10 protein-coding genes and 1 riboswitch are annotated in these 17,111 nt (G+C 49.9%); of the genes, 9 read left to right on the forward strand and 1 reads right to left on the reverse strand.

The features are described from left to right. The first annotated feature begins 37 nt into the window (after window positions 1-37). The 4 genes from L6442_RS05685 (at window position 38) to L6442_RS05700 (ending at window position 4,601) form a co-directional block, all read left to right on the forward strand. Window positions 38-1,522 carry a methyl-accepting chemotaxis protein gene (locus tag L6442_RS05685; RefSeq protein WP_212977705.1) on the forward strand — a complete coding sequence of 495 codons (1,485 nt, stop codon included), beginning with the start codon at window positions 38-40 and terminating at the stop codon, window positions 1,520-1,522. Between the two features lie 668 nt (window positions 1,523-2,190). Continuing rightward, window positions 2,191-2,997, forward strand: coding sequence for a septum site-determining protein MinD (minD, locus tag L6442_RS05690; RefSeq protein ID WP_212977704.1), 807 nt, complete (start codon window positions 2,191-2,193; stop codon window positions 2,995-2,997). A gap of 394 nt (window positions 2,998-3,391) precedes the next feature. Beyond that, on the forward strand, window positions 3,392-3,766 hold the full coding sequence (locus tag L6442_RS05695) for a hypothetical protein (RefSeq protein WP_212977703.1): 375 nt from the start codon (window positions 3,392-3,394) through the stop codon (window positions 3,764-3,766). Window positions 3,767-4,100: 334 nt separating this feature from the next. Next, window positions 4,101-4,601: a CYTH domain-containing protein gene (locus L6442_RS05700; RefSeq protein ID WP_212977702.1), complete on the forward strand. Its 501-nt coding sequence runs from the start codon at window positions 4,101-4,103 to the stop codon at window positions 4,599-4,601. A 458-nt stretch (window positions 4,602-5,059) separates the two neighbouring features. Then, window positions 5,060-5,258, forward strand: a riboswitch (cobalamin riboswitch). On the opposite strand, the gene L6442_RS05705 is transcribed toward L6442_RS05700, so the two are convergent. Further along, window positions 5,241-7,196 carry an IS1182 family transposase gene (locus tag L6442_RS05705; RefSeq protein ID WP_237100235.1) on the reverse strand — a complete coding sequence of 652 codons (1,956 nt, stop codon included), beginning with the start codon at window positions 7,194-7,196 and terminating at the stop codon, window positions 5,241-5,243. Its footprint overlaps the riboswitch before it by 18 nt. A gap of 111 nt (window positions 7,197-7,307) precedes the next feature. On the opposite strand from L6442_RS05705, the gene L6442_RS05710 reads away from it, so the two are divergent. From L6442_RS05710 to L6442_RS05730, 5 genes are read left to right on the forward strand one after another with little or no spacing between them, the layout of a single operon-like run. Continuing rightward, on the forward strand, window positions 7,308-12,632 hold the full coding sequence (locus L6442_RS05710; RefSeq protein ID WP_212981352.1) for an S-layer homology domain-containing protein: 5,325 nt from the start codon (window positions 7,308-7,310) through the stop codon (window positions 12,630-12,632). Continuing rightward, a complete protein-coding gene (locus L6442_RS05715; RefSeq protein WP_237100236.1) occupies window positions 12,629-13,792 on the forward strand; it encodes a DUF4430 domain-containing protein in 1,164 nt (387 codons plus the stop codon). The genes L6442_RS05710 and L6442_RS05715 overlap by 4 nt, the downstream gene beginning before the upstream one ends. Further along, a complete protein-coding gene (locus L6442_RS05720; protein WP_212981351.1) occupies window positions 13,792-14,682 on the forward strand; it encodes an energy-coupling factor transporter transmembrane component T in 891 nt (296 codons plus the stop codon). Before L6442_RS05715 ends, L6442_RS05720 begins: the two co-directional genes overlap by 1 nt. After that, complete coding sequence (locus L6442_RS05725; RefSeq protein ID WP_212981350.1) at window positions 14,655-16,340, forward strand: ABC transporter ATP-binding protein; 1,686 nt, start codon at window positions 14,655-14,657, stop codon at window positions 16,338-16,340. The genes L6442_RS05720 and L6442_RS05725 overlap by 28 nt, the downstream gene beginning before the upstream one ends. Next, the gene (locus tag L6442_RS05730; protein ID WP_212981349.1) at window positions 16,307-17,035 is read left to right on the forward strand and encodes an ECF transporter S component; all 729 of its coding nucleotides are present in this window, start codon (window positions 16,307-16,309) and stop codon (window positions 17,033-17,035) included. The genes L6442_RS05725 and L6442_RS05730 overlap by 34 nt, the downstream gene beginning before the upstream one ends. The last annotated feature ends 76 nt before the right edge of the window (window positions 17,036-17,111 follow it).

Genomic DNA, 17,111 nt, shown 5'->3' on the forward strand with positions numbered 1-17,111 from the left:
AGGAATAATACATATTAGACAGAAAGGGTAAGAAAAAATGAAAAATGGAGTTCTCACCGAGCTCGATAAGCGCAATCGCCTGTTCGTCAAAATTTTGTGGGTGATGCTGGCTCTCGGCGTGGTTACGGATTTGGCGATTGGATTGGGCATGAACATGATTATGCTGCTTGCAGGCGTTGGGATCGTTACCTGCGGTGCTGCCACATTTATGACTTACCGCCGTTTATTGGTGTCCTACATCAAATATTTCGTGTCCTGCATTTTTACCTTGATCATATTGCTGCTGATTGTGTCTGATCCCCACCCGATCATCAGCACGTATTTTCTGGTTTACGTGAGTTTGGCTGTCATGACGCTGTATGCGGACTACAAGCCGATCATTTTCACGGGGATTTTGGGAGCGGCGGTGACTACATATTTATATGTAACGCCGGATATTCGAGACCAGCTGTTTCGGGGAGAGTCGCTTGTTTATTTATACCTTTACCTTGCGTTTGCGACAGCGGCTCTGGCCTTTTCAGCAGGATTCAGCCAACGTTTGCAGCGTCAGGTGAAGGCGAAACAGCAAGAGACGCTGGAGGCCAAACTTACCGTGGACGGCTTGCTGGATCAGTTGAAAGTTTCGGTCCTGGTACTCAATGAATTCAGTGCCAATCAACAGGAAGGGGTCCGGACGACCGGGGATATCTCCAAAGAGGTGACGCACACCTTCTCCGAAATGTCGTCATCCATCGAGAAGCAAACGGACAATATTATGAATATTAACGATACGACCCAACTGATGAATGAGGGTGTCGGACAGCTGCTTGAAGGAACGGGCCGGCTGCAGAACTATGCGTCGGACAACGCCGAGCTGACAGAGCGGAGCAGCAGGCAGATCGGAGTTCTGTCCGGCGAAGTGGAAAGCGTGCATCAGATGATTGATCAGACGGTTGAAAAAATGCAGCTGCTGAGTCAAGAAAATGAACGCGTCGGCTCGATCGTTTCGGTCATCCGTGAGATTGCCGAGCAGACGAATCTGCTTGCGCTGAATGCCGCGATAGAAGCGGCCCGTGCCGGAGAGCATGGTCAGGGGTTCGCGGTCGTGTCCGGGGAAGTCCGGAAGCTCGCGGATAATTCGGCCAAAGCTGCGGCTGAGATCGGGGAGATTCTCTCCGGAATCCGTGATCAGATCCATGTGGTGCATGAGCAGGTTCTCCAAGGCCAAGCTGCCGTCACCACCAGCAGCAAGGTTTCGCAGGAAGTGAAGCAATTGATCGGAAGCATCCATGAAAATATGGAAATGGTAAAGGAACATGCTTACACCGTGGGCGGTTCTGCAGATCATCTTCATAAGCGGCAAATGGATATCGCCGACAACATGGCCCAAATTGCGGCCGCAACGCAGCAAAATATGGCTTCGGTTGAAGAGATGCATGGAAGCATGCGCAGCCAGGATGCGAAGATCGGCGAGATGGTCAAAGATTTTGCCCGATTGGATCAGTTGATCTCCGATATGAAGCTGTTGGTGTCCAAGCATTAAATTCGAATTTTTATAACCATTTCATTGGCGGATCATATTCCTCTATTCTTATCATACGCGGACTTTTCGGTTCAGCGGGAACCACACTCCAATCCTTGCTGAATCCGGGAGGTCCCGTTATTTTGACACCCCACAATCCTCCTATTTCTCTCAAATAATCTCCACACGATACTCGTTCGTTACCACACTATTTCTGCACATACATATTCTTCATGGATTTCTTTGTTACAGCTTTCTTCATATTCTGATCTACCGTGACTCGCTTCTATCTTAACGTAATTAGCCAGAAGTCTTCGACGCTTGGGTAAGTAGGGACAATGGCGCCGCTTTGGAATAAGGTTCCCTTGGGCAGTTCGAAGTCCGTCATTCTACGGGGAACATTTTTTAACTTTATGGGAATATATGTTCCCGTTTTTCTTAATTATGTGCTATTATAAAAATAAAGTACATGCCTATGAAGTTAGACCGTATCAAAAATTGAAGAAGTTTGTCGAGTTTTTGTCTATTTCCTTATGATAAATTGTAAAGATTGTAATGAAAGCATCACCAGCAAGGCTGGGTCAGCTCAAACCCCATATCAGGATGGCGCGATTCCCCCTATACATGCCGTCCCGGATGGATGGTTGAACTAAGCATGTATCTTAGGTTTAGAAGGATGTGTTGCTTCGATGGCAAGAGTTATCAGTATTACTTCAGGCAAAGGCGGGGTGGGCAAAACGACGATTACGGCTAACTTGGGTACATCCCTTGCTTGCCTGGAACAAAAAGTTTGTTTGATCGATGCCGATTTCGGCCTGCGAAATTTGGACATTCCTCTTGGTCTGAGCAGCAGGCTAAATTATGATATTTCGGATTTTATATCGGGCAGCTGCGATTTGCAGCAAGTGACCGTCAAAGACAAACGCCTTCCCAATCTCTCTTTGATCTCTTGCAGTATGGATGCGGATCATCACTATGATCCGGAGCTTTTTCGCGATGTAATCCAATACATCGGCCAGGACTATGATTACGTGCTGATCGATTCTCCCGCCGGGATCGAGAACGGATTCCGCAATGCCGCCCACGCTGCCGACGAGGCCATTATCGTTACGACTCCGAACCGAACGGCGTTACAGGATGCGGATCGCGTGATCGGTTTGCTGGGAGATCTCATTCCGACATCCCCGCAGCTTATTGTTAACATGGCGGACGATCCGTCAGATCCGTCTTTAAGCATAGAACAGATTATCAATGTTCTTAATATCGGGCTCATTGGATTGGTGCAATTGGATCTGGAAATTATGCGTTCGGTCGCCAAAGGCACCCCCATCGCGCTGGACCCCGAGCTCGAGAGCGGTCAACGCTTCCGGCATATCGCCCGGAATATCGTAAATAATTTACAGGAATCATACCCTCCGGAAAAAACGAAAAAGAAACATAAAAGCATCTTTTCTTTTTCCAAAGGAATACGGTGGAGGCAGAGCAATTCGATGTAGCGATTTAGGCTAGTCTTTAAAGCGATTAGGTTAGTCTTTAATATGAATGAAAACGAAGCATTATAGTTAATACGGAATATTTCGGGTTGGCGCGCCCTGCTTTAATAACGAACAAACTTGCGTACCATGAGCGAGATTAGTCATGAAATGAGCATCTGGAGAAAAGCTCCGGACGCTCATTCTTTTTATATACTTCAGGATATTGCAAAATCCTCGCTTAAGCGGTGAAACGTGTTCAATGTTCCCAAGCGATTTTTTTAATTCTCGGCTGCGGGTAGCGCAAACAATCCGGGATTTGACATACTTAACTGTGTTTAGTATGATTACAGTAAAAATTTTAATGTGAATAATTTGGTTACAGTTTGTATATACTATAAGCTAAGGCGGTGGGGAAATGATGAAATTCGAAATCAGCGATTGGGTCCAAGGGAAAACGGTAGATGGAGAGTTCATTCAGGGATACATTGAAACGACGGATGACCAGCGGGAGCTCGTGCGGGTACGCGTCGTGCAATCGGATCATGAAGCGGCGGTCGGCAAAGCCGTTACGGTGCACAGTTCCTGGCTGAAACAGCTTCCTCTCAACTCCCTGAATGACCGGAAAAATATTGAAAGCTTAATTGATCTTGCTCTAGCAACCTATGACGAAACATGGTTTAACGAATTGTCGGACCGGCTAAGCAGCCTGCAGCATGAAGGCAAAAGCAAACCTAAATCCCGTGTTCGCGGATCGCTGATCAATCGTTTGGGCTTGTACGAAAATAAATAAAAGAAGGGAAGCGCTGGAGCAAAATCCGGCGCTTCGTTTTTTTTAGCAGTATAGAATTTATAAGTTTTTTTGGGGGTCCCCGCAAAGTATTTGGAATAAGCATCGAAGCATAGGCTCCACTTTGTGGGGTTATTTTACCCATATAAATAATACGGCGGGAGACACGGTGCTGATTTTAAAGGATGCCAACCTTTCCGAATCGTATGTTATAATGTCATGTAAATTATTGACGGAATCTATCCCAAAATCAGTAGGCGGACATGCTGCCTCAACCGAAGAATATATCGGTACTAGGAATAACGCAGGCAACTCGAAATGAACTGGAGGAAAAACGATGGGGCTGGAGATTGAACGTAAATTTTTGCTGCCGGAGTACCCGGCCGATTTGATAAGGGAACATGAGATCCGGATCGAAAAGGAGCAGCTGATCGACCAGACATACCTGGCTATACACGGGGATCAGGAGCTAAGGGTCCGCAAAATCCAGGATTTGACGAGCAAGCAGGTAGAGTACACGCACACCTTCAAAAAGGGCCATGGCATCGCGCGTGAGGAAGTGGAGTATTCCATCTCCGAAGGACTTTATGAGCAAATGATCAATGCGCACCAAGCTGTGCCGCTTATTAAAAAGCGGACCACGGCGGTTTGGGGAGACAAAGTGATCGAAATCGACGATTACGAGCAGATACAGCTGTTGGTGCTGGAAGTGGAATTCGCTTCGGTCGAAGAGGCGGAAAACTTCAACGCCCCCGGGTGGTTCGGGAAAGATATCAGCTCGGAAAAGCAGTATAGCAATAAAAAAGTATGGCAGGAGCTTCAAGCACGGAAGGGGTAACAGAAATCGTGGGGCGGATCCGGGCGTCTTGCCGAGGTGTCTGGCAACCATAGAATCAAACCGAAATCCAAAACCCTCGCTTAGAGACGTTGATCCTCCCTTTGGATTTATTCGAAAATAGATAAAAAAGCAAAGCGCTGGAACGAAATCCCGCGTTTTGCTTTTTTTTTGAATTTGGGCGGTTGGCATTCAGACCCGCATAATGGCTTTTGCAATTTTGGCGGGGAAAGAGCGAAAATTGATTTGGCCTTGCCAAGACCGCCTCCGAAAAGATAGGTTATTGCACAGTTATATGCGTATTAGCGAAAAATATCCTCTAGGCAACGGAATTGTCTTAATAGAAAATAAGTGGGTTTCTTGCAGTTTTTTGTAGGGGAATGTCGGAAATACGTCATGGAAGATATGCAGAAATGCCGATGACAAAATACGGTTAATCCGCTATGATGGGCATTAAATCGAATATCTCAAATAGGTGCCAAATGATGGATGCGTTTTGGAATGGATTCATCGGTTGGTTAAAAGGGAAGCGGGTGCAAATCCCGCGCGGTCCCGCCGCTGTGTAAGAGGAGTCCTTGCAAAAAGACCACTGGGAAACCGGGAAGGTTGCAAGGGTGATGATGCTTGAGCCAGAATACCTGCCTATTTTGATGACGCCATGAACTCTACGAGCGATAGGGGGTGTTTATTAGTACATGCTTTGTGCCTTGTATAGCCGTGTATTCTCGTAAAGGGGCTGTCCAATAAGTCCCCAAAATAAAAAGTTGGACGGGAAAACGTCATGTTTTCCGTCCAACTTTTTTTGTTCTGTCGCTTTTGCAGGAAAGTGGCTGAGCGGATGCCCGCCACCTTCAGTAGATTGTGGGCCAAAGCCACAATCCCAAATTCGGTGTGAACCTTCTCCATCCCTCGCAAGGAGAAGCGACGGAACGAGCGATTGCCCTTGATGTGACCGAATACGCTTTCTACCTCGACTTTACGCCGAGCATAGATCGCAGATCTCTCGTCATCCTCAAGGGCTTTCTTGGCCTTTGCTTTTAACTCTTCCCAGATTGTATTCCAGTGTACCTGGCGGTTCCCCTTGGCCTTGGTGCAGCTTGCCTTGAGTGGACAATCACTGCAATCTTCACATTCATAAATCTTAAAGCTTTGCTCCAGGCCAGACGCGTTTTTCTTCATTTGGTATTTCTTAAAGCGAACGTACTGGCCATTCGGGCAAATAAATCGGTCATCTTGCTCTTCATACGTCCAATTGGAGGCATGTCGGATGTCCTTCTTGTAGCGACGCGCTTTCTCTTTCATATAACTGCCGTAAGGAATGAGAAAATCAAAACGAGGCTCTTTTTCTTCGCCCACCGCATACAAGTAATTTTCCTCGCTGCCATAGCCTGCATCGGCAATCACCGTTTTCGGCATCGGCAAAGCAGACGCAGCCAATCGCTCCATATGGGGGATGAAGCAACGTGTATCTGTAGGTCGCTGATGAAGGCTGTAAAACAAAATGAACTGGTTTTCTGTCGCTATTTGCACATTGTAACCCGGTTTCAGTTGACCATTCTTCATGTGGTCTTCCTTCATCCGCATAAACGTGGCATCTGGATCAGTTTTGGAGTAGCTGTTGCGATTGCCAAAGCAGGCTTTCTGCTGCTCATACTTGGCGAGCCGCGGAAGAAAGTCCTCCCAAATTTGTTTCAGTGGCTGCTTCAGGGCACTGCGCTCTTTGCGTAAGGCTTTTCTCGCTCCGCTGTCGTTTGCCTGAGCCATTTGTTCGGTGAAATCCTCCACTTTTTCTTCCAGTAGGGCGGCTGCTTCTTCGAGTCTTACAGGAAGTTCATCCGGGGCTGCCGCCGCGTATTCGTCGGCTTCTTGCTGTGTGAGCGTATGAATATGCGCAAGGGTCGCCTGTACCTTTTCCTTGAGCTTCTCTTCAAAGTGAAGGGTGGATTTTTTCCACACAAAAGAATACTTGTTAGCATCAGCTTCGATCTTCGTGCCGTCTAAAAAGTAGTTCTCCATCGTGATGTAATTGTCTGCGATGAGCTTTTGGATCATTGTTTCAAACAGCTCGTCCATAAATGCTTTCATACGCACGCCACGGAAGTCGTTCAAGGTACGGAAGTCGGGCTGTTGCATCGCCGCCAGCCACATCGCCGGGAGGTTCTCTTGCAGCAGCTTTTCAATGCCTCGGCAAGAGTAAACCTTTTGCGAGTAACCGTAAAGGATCACCTTGAGCATCATTTTGGGATGGTAGGGACTGCGGCCTCCGCCTGTGTAGTGGGCAAACAGTTGCTGATCTGGAATGGATTCGATCATTTCATCAATGACATGTGCCACATGGTGGTCAGGAATGAATAGTTCCAAATTCAGAATCATCTGAGCTTGCTTGTTATCGTACGGCTTGAAGGTAGGGGCAAGATTTCGTTTAGGTATCACTTTTTCTTCCACATCCTCTAGAGGAAGTGTCACTTGCATGGTATACTGTTCGGTAGTAGTCGTTAGATTACGCAAAAAAATCGCCCTTTCCTGAGTTGGTTGTGTGGTAACTTCCATTCTACAAGAATTGGCGTTTTTTTTGTTCCTTTTTTTAACATCCAACAAAAACGGGGCGTCCAGCATCAGCTTTTACTGACTTTCTGGACAGCCCCTTTTTGCGCTTGCGGCAGAGCTTTTTAAAATCATCGAATCAAAGAAATGGGAAGGGGTATAAACATGAGAAGATTTAAACCTGCAGCCTGGCTGGTCGTCATCAGCATGCTGTTTTCCTTGCTTTTCCCGGGACTTTCGGTGTCTTATGCCGATGGAAACGGGGGCCCAGCCGGATACGTTACGATTTCGGTAGAAAAATTCACCTTGGGCCAAGGATATGTTAGAGAGCCGTTAAAAGTACCTTTTTACGAAGGGGAAAATGGCGCGGCATTAATTGCCCAGTTTTTGGGCGAGGACAATTACGAAAACACCGGGAGTATACATGATTCATTTTATTTGGCAGCGGTTATGGATCATGACACCGGCGATGTGCGCATTCCGCAATACATTTTGGATCAAGCCGGATCGGTCGGTTCCAGGCAGGACGAAGACTGGCTTGGGCAATTCGATTATACCCCGATGTCCGGCTGGATGTATGCGGTCAACAATCAATTTCCCAATTATGGCCTATCCAATTATCATCCGCAAAACGGCGATGTGATCCGGACGCAGTTCACGGTATACGGTTATGGCGCGGATTTGGGCGGGGGCTTTGACGGTAACTATATTCAACCTGCGAACAAAGATGCGCTCACATCAAAAGTTGCGGAAATCAACAGCAGTCCGGACAAAGACGCGCTCCTCTCCAGGGCGGAAGCAAGGGCTGCTTATGACCGCGCATACGAGCTGCTGACGGATATGGAGAGCAGTCAGGAAGACATCGATGCGGCGTATGCCAACCTGGCAGGCGCTTTATCGGAAACGGAACAGCCGGCCCTGGATACGGAGCAGCCTGTCATTCAAGCCGAGGGCTTGCAGCAGGTACAGGAGGTAGCAAGTCCTGAGCTGAGCTTCAAAGTATCGGTAACGGATAACGCCGACCAAGGCATCATTCCGGAAGTAACGCTTAACGAAACGGTTTTGCCTGAAACGGGCGGAGAATACAAGGCTTCCCTGAGAGCTGGGGCAAACCGAATCCATATTGCCGCAACCGACAAGGCAGGGAACCGTGCGGAGCAGGATTATTCGGTTATCTATAAGGCAGCGGGCACTTCCCAATTAGCCAAAGAGCGTCTGGATAAAAGCCTGGAGTATATTTTTCGGACGGTAGAACATCCGACGTTTGGAACAGGTGGCGGGGAATGGTCCATTCTTGCTTTGGCGAGAGGCAACTACCCGGTTCCAAGCAGCTATTATAAGGAATATTACGATAATGTCGTCAGCGTGGTGCAAAGCAAACAGAATAACCTGGACCGGACAAAATGGACGGAACATTCCAGACTGGTTCTGGGCTTGACGGCCATTGGCAAAGATGTCACGGATGTAGGCGGTTACAGCCAGCTTGACAAGCTTGCGGATTACAACGCCGTGATCAAACAAGGGATTAACGGACCGATTTTTGCGCTGATCGCCTTTGACAGCAAAAATTATCAAATTCCCGTTATTGGCGGCGATAAAAAACAAACCACAAGAGAGAATCTGATTGATTTTATTTTGAACCTCGAGATCAAAAAGGGGACGGCTGACGCGGGCGGATGGGCGCTGTTCGGCTCGGCTGCCGACACCGACATTACGGCGATGGCCATCCAGGCGCTGGCTCCTTATTATTCAACCCGCGGCGATGTCCAAGCGGCGGTTGACCGGGCCGTAAATTGGCTTTCCAAGACGCAAAACGCGGAAGGCGCTTATACAAGCTGGGGAAGCATGAGCAGCGAAAGTCTGTCTCAAGTGGTTACCGCTTTAAGCAGCATCGGAATCGATGCCGATCAAGACCCGCGATTTATTAAAAACGGTAATTCCATACTTAGCGCCCTCTTGAGCTTCTCGGTTCCGGACGGCGGTTTCATGCATGTAAAACCAACAGGCTCGGAGGCTCCCAAAGTCGACGGCATGGCCACCGACCAGGGGACTTATGCCCTCGTAGCTTACGACCGCTTCATTAACCATAAAAACCGTCTGTATGACATGACGGATGTGGGGGATCAAACGCCGAATCCGGGAACGCCGGCGGAAAACCTTTCGGTTCCGGATGGTGCTCAAGACTATAAGCTGGCGGTTACAGCCGCAGATGCGAATAAAGAGTTCAATTTGGAAATTCCGGGAACTAAAGAAGGGAAAGTCGTCTTAAGTTTGCCGGCGAAAAGCGATCTGCCTTTGATCGCGGCTTTTAAGGGAAATGTATCCGTGACGATCCCCAAAGGCTCACAGGTTATAGCCGGGGACGCTTCCGCGTTGGAGGTGATCACGTCCTTAAATGCACAGAGGAAGGACCTAAGCGACAAGATTGCGGGAATCGTTCCGGATGGCTACAAGCTTGATGGCATTGACAAAGCCTTTACCATGGGCGGCCAATCCAAGATTGATCTTAACCGGTTTGTGACGCTGACGTTCAAAGGGTTGAAAGGGAAGTCTGCCGCTTATATTCAGGACGGGACGCCTCATGCGATTCAAAAGGTTGCCGACGCATCCGAAGGCGAAAATGGCAGCCTGACCGAATATGCATACGACAGCGGCAATGATCTTGTTGTCAAAACCAAGCATTTTACGGACTATATCGCGTATTCCGCAAGCAAGGCAAGCACGCCTGGCGGTAATCCCGGCGGCGGCGACGGAAACGGCAACGGGAATGGCAATGGTAACGGTAACGGTAACGGCAATGGTAATGGAGGGAACGGCCCGGGTCCGCAGCCGGGATCCTATGTAACCCTGTCCGTGGACAAGCTGACGATCAACAAGGGATATGTCGTCACGCCGACCCAAATCGAGTTGAAGTCCGGAGATACCGCATGGACGGTGCTGAAGCGGGTACTCGACGGCAAAGGGATCAGCTATGATTACGTATGGACGGAAAAATACGGAAGCGTATATGTGCAGTCGATTGCCGGCGACGGGGAGTTCGACCATGGCAGCGGCAGCGGCTGGATGTACAACGTCAACGGCGTTTACCCGGGATACGGGGCAACGAAATATATTCTAAAAAGCGGAGATCAGCTTCAGTGGCGGTATACAACGAATCTTGGCGAAGATTTGGGCGAGGATCTCAGCAAGTGGAATCCGGGAGGTACGGGACAGGGTACGGGCCAGGGAGGAGGAAGCGGCTCCGGTGCTCCGGTAGCTCCAGGCATCGTCCTGAACAAAGACGACAAAACACCTGTAATCCAGGTTCCGGCTAACATTCAATCGGATTACATCCTGAATATTACCAAGGCGCTTCAAAATACAAACAGCATCACCATCAGCATTCCGGATGTGAAAGCCAAAGTCATCCTGAATCTGGAGGATGTAAAAGACAACATCCCGATGATTGCGGCGGTCAAAGGAAATACCTCGCTTGTCATCGACAAGGGAACCCGGGTGAGGTCGGGAGACCGGAGAATTGAACTTTTTACCGCAAATACGGACGCCAAAGTCAAAGACCTCATTCAATTGGCCCTGACGGGGCAGGACAAGCTGGACGCGGTTAAAAACGCCTTTGTTGCCGGTAATGCGGCGGTTCCGGTTATTTTAGACAAGCCGGTTGCGATTGTGGTTAAAGGCGGCAAAGATCAGCGCGCAGGTTACATCGACAACGGCAAATTCGTGCCTGTTCAAATTTATGAGTCCGATGACCAGGGGGCGCAGGCCGTTAAAGGCAATGAGGTACAGGTTTATGCTTTTGTTAAAGGCAGCGATCTGTATATCAAAACAAACCGCCTGACGTCGTTTGCGACTTATACGGTTACGCAGGCGGCTGTGAAGCCGGAGGCTGGCTTGAAGGGGGTGTATGCCGATGCGTCGACGATCTCCGATTGGGCATACGAAGCGGTTATGGCAGGAACGCAGAAAGGATACATTCAGGGAAGCGGCGGCAAGTTTAATCCGAAGTCCAATGTTACCAGGGCGGAGTTCGCCAAAATTTTGGTAAGTGTTTTAGGATTGGATACGAAAAACGTGCAAGCGGCCGACTTTAAGGATGTTCGTCTCGATGACTGGTATTATCCATATGTTCAAGCGGCCAATGACGCCAAGGTGCTTACGGGGTACAATCATGAATTCCATCCGAACGAAAATATGACCCGCGAGGAAATGGCTGCGACCGCCGTCCGGGCTTTGGGCGTGCAGCCAGCCAAGCTGCCTTCGGCCATAAAGGATATGGAAAAAGCATCCGAATGGGCTCGTGCCGACATCGAAACGGCCGCCGCGTATGGATTGATGACAGGCACCGGAGACAGATTCCTTCCGAAGGGCACCGTGACCCGGGAAATGGCGGCCGTCGTTTCGGCAAGGGTCTATGAATTTAAAAACAAAAACACATCTGGCAACCAGGCAAATGATCAAGCTAAACAGCAAGACAAACAGCAAGATAAACAGTCAGACAAGCAGCAAGATAAGCAGTCAGACAAACAAACAGACAAACAACCGGATAAGCAAGCAAACACCAAAGTAAAGCAGCAGCTGAAGGAAACCGCGGCATTCCTGCAAAAATCGGTTGCCGATCCGACCATTGCGTCGGTTGGCGGCGACTGGACGGTCTTGGCAATGTCCCGTTCGGGAATTCCTGCGCCGGACGCCTATTTTGCCAAGTATTATGCCAATGTGGAGAAGGTCCTCAAGGAAAAGTCGGGCAAGCTGCATCAGGTCAAATATACCGAATATGACCGGGTGATTTTGGCGCTTACAGCTCTCGGCAAAGACGTGGATCATGTGGCAGGCTATAACCTGAGAGAGCCGCTTGCCGATTACGACACTGTCATTAAGCAGGGGATTAACGGGCCGATCTTTGCCTTGATCGCGCTGGACAGCAAGCATTACGACATCCCGGCCGTGAAAAACGGCAAAACGCAGACCACCCGGGAAATGCTCATCGATTTCATTTTGAAAAGAGAGATCGACGGCGGGGGCTGGGCTTTAGGCGAAAATCCGACCGCAGCCGATCCCGACATTACGGCGATGGCGATCCAAGGGCTGACGCCGTATTACGCGACGAATCCGCAGGTTAAAGCTGCCGTTGATCGGGGAGTCACATGGCTGTCCAAAGCTCAAAGCGCGGATGGCGGCTTTGCAAGTTGGAAATCGGCCAACTCCGAGAGCGCAGCCCAGGTCATTGTGGCTTTGACAGGTCTCGGCATCAATCCGGATACGGATGCCCGGTTTATCAAAAACGGCAAATCGGTCGTGGATGCGCTTCTAGGCTTTGCCGCACCGGGAGGCGGATTCTATCATGTCAAAGCAGGAGGTGCCGATAACGGCGGTGCCAAGCCGGGTGAAGTGGATTTGATGGCGACCGACCAAGCCATGTATGCGCTTGTGGCTTTCGACAGATTCGCGAATGGACAGAACCGTTTGTATGACATGACGGACGTGAAATGATGAAGAATAAAAAATGGTTATATGCCGCCCTGATTGCGGTTGTGCTGGCAATTGCTTTTGTCTGGGGCGGTCAGGATTCGAAGAAACCGGCGCCGCCTATGGAAGCAAGCGTTCAGACGGAACATTCTGAATCCGCAATTTCGCCTGAGGGAGTGGCTCCCTCAGGCGGGAAGGCGGCCGCCGATGAAGAAAGCAAGCAGCCACCTTCAGACGCAACGCAAGCTTCCACCGCGCCGGAGAAGGAACCGAAGGATTCCAAACCGGATGCCGAGAAGGCGTCAGGCGAAGCAGTCGGTACCAAAAACAAGGAAGCCGGACTAACCAATCAACCGCAGGACCTGAAGCAAGAAACGGATGGCGCATCCGCGCCGGACGCTTCCCAAAAAACGGAATTGGCAGAAGAAGCAGCCGTCAACACTTCCACCAATAAAGGGCCGGACAAAGCAAAAGAAAATGCAGAGGCTAAGGTCCCGGGCAAAAGCGAGACCAAGGCTTCTGTCAAAGCGGCGGACAAAACTGCAGATAAAACCGTAGATAACGATAAAACTACAGACAAAACGGCGGATAAAAACTCCGCAGCCAAAACGGCAGAAAAGCCAGCAGCTTCATCCAAACCTGGCAAAACGGATTCCGCCAAGGCGGACGCCAAACCAAAAAAGGATAAATATCAGACGGACCCCGTACCGGCAGGCAAACCGAAGCCCGTTGAATGGCAGGATACGACGATCAACAAGAAGAAACAGCTGACCGCTACTTTATCCGTCTCGGCTGCCTCGATTTTGAACCATATGGATCAATTCAATAAGGATAAGCTTGAGGTTTTGCCTAAAGACGGAGTGATTTACAAAGCACGCAAGGTCACTTTCTATGAAGGGGAATCGGTGTTTGACCTGCTGCTGCGGGAAATGAAGAAAAATAAAATCCATATGGAATTTTCCATGACGCCGATCTACAACAGCAATTACATCGAAGGCATCAACAACTTGTATGAATTTGATTGCGGCGAGCTCAGCGGCTGGATGTACAAGGTAAACGGCTGGTTTCCGAATTATGGCAGCAGCCGTTATGCCTTGAAGGACGGGGATGTCGTGGAATGGGTATACACCTGTGATCTGGGCCGCGACGTTGGCGGTTATGTGGCTGCCGGAGGCAAACCGTAATGAGGGATCCTTTTTCCTCCTATCACCCGATTCTTAATTTCGGTTATTTTACCGTGATGCTGCTGTCCAGCATGTTCTTTATGCATCCGGTATTTCAGGGGATCGCCTTGCTGAGCGCGGTTACTTATTCCTTGCTGCTGAAAGGCCGGAGCGGAGTCAAATTCCATATGCTGTATATGCTGCCGCTCCTGCTGTTCATGGCCGCGATGAACCCGGCTTTCAACCATGCGGGCGTGACGATTCTGTTTTATCTCAAGAGCGGAAATCCGGTGACGCTGGAATCGATTGTATTCGGCGTGTCGGCAGCCTGTATGTTCGTGACCGTAATCATATGGTTTTCCTGCTACAATGCCGTGATGACATCGGATAAGTTCATTTACATTTTCGGAAAAATACTGCCTTCGCTCTCATTGATTTTATCGATGGTGCTGCGGTTCGTACCGAGGTATATTGCGCAAATGAAGACGATCTCGAACGCCCAAAAATGCATCGGAAGGGATATGTCGCAGGGAAATATGCTGCAGCGCGCACGGAACGGAATTGCGATTTTATCCATACTGACGACATGGGCACTCGAGAATGCGATTGAAACGGCGGACTCCATGAAGTCCAGAGGATACGGGCAGCACGGACGGACAAGCTACTCTAATTTCCGCTTTGACCGCCGGGATCGGATCATGCTCGCCGTTCTGGCGGGACTCATCGCATGTGTGCTGGTCGGGGCCGTGCTGGGCGAAAATACGATACGTTTTTTTCCGTCTATCAAAGTAAGCGTGGTTACGCCGGTTAGTTATGCCGTATATATTGCATATTTTGCATTATGTACGATACCTGTTCAGGTCGCGATCATGGAGGAGGTCAAATGGAAATATATCGAATCGAAAACTTGAATTTTGCCTTCCCGGGCCAAGAACGGCAGGTGCTTTCCGGTATACGCCTTACAATACGAAGCGGTGAATTCGTAACTATATGCGGAAAATCGGGATGCGGAAAAAGCACGCTGTTAAGACATCTGAAAACCGTGCTTATGCCGCATGGCAAACGGGAGGGATGCATTTATTTTCGCGGCGAGCATCTGGCGGATACGGATCAGCGCACGCAGGCATCGGAAATCGGATTTGTGCTGCAGAACCCCGACAACCAGATTGTGACTGACAAGGTATGGCATGAACTGGCTTTCGGGCTGGAGAGCCTGGGGACCGATTCCCGCACCATTCGGCTGCGCGTCGCGGAGATGGCAAGCTTTTTCGGCATCCAAACCTGGTATCATCGGAACGTTTCCGAGTTGTCCGGAGGCCAGAAGCAGCTGCTTAATTTGGCTTCGGTCATGGCCATGCAGCCTTCGGTATTGATTTTGGATGAGCCGACTTCTCAATTGGACCCGATTGCAGCTGCGGATTTTCTGGAGACTGTAAAAAGGATTAACCGGGAACTGGGGACCACCGTCATCATCACCGAACACCGGCTCGAAGAGCTTCTTCCAATTTCCGACCGCCTGATCGCGATGGACGAAGGCAGTATCATCGCAGATCATGCGCCGGCAAAAGCTGGAGAAGCGCTGCATGCGATGAACCATCCGATGTTTGCCGCCATGCCGTCGCCAATGCGGATATATGCGGGTGCTCTAGAGAACGGCGGATACCCGGTTACGGTGAAGGAAGGGCGGCAATGGCTGGACGCTTTTTATCCTGAAAGCAGCCCACAGGCCAAGCCGGACAATGCGGAAAACCGGGAGCATCCGGGTCCTGCCGCCATCCAGTTCAAGGATGTTTGGTTTAGATACGAGAAACATGGGGCGGATATTCTAAAGGATTTGACGTTTGAGGTGAAAGAGGGGCAATTTTACTGTATTGTCGGCGGGAACGGGACAGGCAAAACGACCGCGTTGTCGCTTATTAGCGGGCTAAGGCAGCCTTACCGGGGAAAGGTGCTGATTCACGGCAAAAATCCGGCCAAAATGCCATCACGCGAGCTGTTCTCGGCTTATCTTGGCGTACTTCCGCAAAATCCGCAAACGCTGTTCGTCAAAAAAACCGTCCGGGAAGATTTATACGAAATGTTATCCGGCAGCAAGCTGACCCCAGTTGAAAAAGCAGGGAAGGTGAAGGACGTGTCCGAATTTGCGGAACTGGAACCTTTGCTGGACATGCATCCTTATGATCTGAGCGGAGGCGAACAGCAGCGGGCTGCACTGGCCAAAGTACTGCTGTTGGAACCGAAAATTTTACTGCTCGACGAACCGACGAAAGGATTGGACGCCTTCTTTAAGGAGAAGCTGGCCCGGCTTTTGCAAAAGCTGAAAGCGGCGGGAGTTACGATCGTGATGGTCTCGCATGATATCGAATTTTGCGCCAAATACGGCGAGGAATGCGCGATGTTTTTTGATGGCAGCATCATCGCGGCAAACCGGGCCAAACCGTTTTTTGCGGGCAACAGCTTTTATACCACGGCGGCGAACCGCATGGCGCGGCATGTATGGAACGATGCCGTTACAGTCGAGGATGTGATTGAGCGATGCAGGACAAGCAAGCCGCAAGTCAACGTTTAAGCCGCCGCACTTGGCTGGCCGCCGCATTTATTCTGGTGATCATCCCGGCCACGATCCTGCTTGGCGTGTTTTTGCTGAATGACCGTAAATATTATTTCATCAGCCTGCTAATTGTGCTTTACACGATGATTCCTTTTGCCATGGTCTTCGAGCGGCGCAAACCGCAGGCAAGGGAGATGATCGTCATCGCCGTGATGACGGCGATTGCCGTGGCGGGGCGGGGGGCCTTTTTTATGCTGCCGCAGTTCAAGCCGGTCGTAGCGATCGTGATCATTTCCGGAGTAAGCCTGGGGCCCGAAGCGGGTTTCCTCGTTGGAGCGATGACGGGGTTTGTGTCCAATTTTTTCTTTGGCCAAGGGCCATGGACGCCGTGGCAAATGTTTTGCTTTGGCATTATCGGCTTTCTGGCAGGCGTCCTGTTCAAAAAAGGACTGCTGCATAAAAGCAAGCTTTCGCTTTGCATCTATGGCGGATTGTCTACCTTCGTCATATACGGCGGCATTATCAATATCGGCTCGCTGCTGATCTTTACGGCCGCTTTTTCCTGGAAAGCGCTGCTTGCCACGTATATATCCGGCTTCTGGTTTGATATGGTGCATGCGCTCGCGACGGTTTTTTTCCTCTTTATCCTCTCTAGGCCGATGCTTGAAAAGCTGGACCGGGTCAAAACGAAATACGGTTTGTTGGAGCCATAACTGGCACGCATGGAATGAAACAAAAAGCGCCCTGAAATTCGGGGCGCTTCTTTGCGTCGGTAGTTATGGGGCATGG

It is taken from the genome of Paenibacillus azoreducens (assembly GCF_021654775.1).
GTDB classification, from domain to species: Bacteria; Bacillota; Bacilli; order Paenibacillales; family Paenibacillaceae; genus Paenibacillus_AQ; species Paenibacillus_AQ azoreducens.

Bases quoted from the DNA above. Each gene is read 5' to 3' on its own strand.
- L6442_RS05685 (WP_212977705.1), top strand. From the start codon at position 38: ATGAAAAATGGAGTTCTCACCGAGCTCGATAAGCGCAATCGCCTGTTC.
- L6442_RS05725 (WP_212981350.1), top strand. From the start codon at position 14,655: ATGGAAATATATCGAATCGAAAACTTGAATTTTGCCTTCCCGGGCCAA.
- L6442_RS05710 (WP_212981352.1), top strand. From the start codon at position 7,308: ATGAGAAGATTTAAACCTGCAGCCTGGCTGGTCGTCATCAGCATGCTG.
- L6442_RS05700 (WP_212977702.1), top strand. From the start codon at position 4,101: ATGGGGCTGGAGATTGAACGTAAATTTTTGCTGCCGGAGTACCCGGCC.
- L6442_RS05730 (WP_212981349.1), top strand. From the start codon at position 16,307: ATGCAGGACAAGCAAGCCGCAAGTCAACGTTTAAGCCGCCGCACTTGG.
- minD (WP_212977704.1), top strand. From the start codon at position 2,191: ATGGCAAGAGTTATCAGTATTACTTCAGGCAAAGGCGGGGTGGGCAAA.
- L6442_RS05695 (WP_212977703.1), top strand. From the start codon at position 3,392: ATGATGAAATTCGAAATCAGCGATTGGGTCCAAGGGAAAACGGTAGAT.
- L6442_RS05715 (WP_237100236.1), top strand. From the start codon at position 12,629: ATGATGAAGAATAAAAAATGGTTATATGCCGCCCTGATTGCGGTTGTG.
- L6442_RS05720 (WP_212981351.1), top strand. From the start codon at position 13,792: ATGAGGGATCCTTTTTCCTCCTATCACCCGATTCTTAATTTCGGTTAT.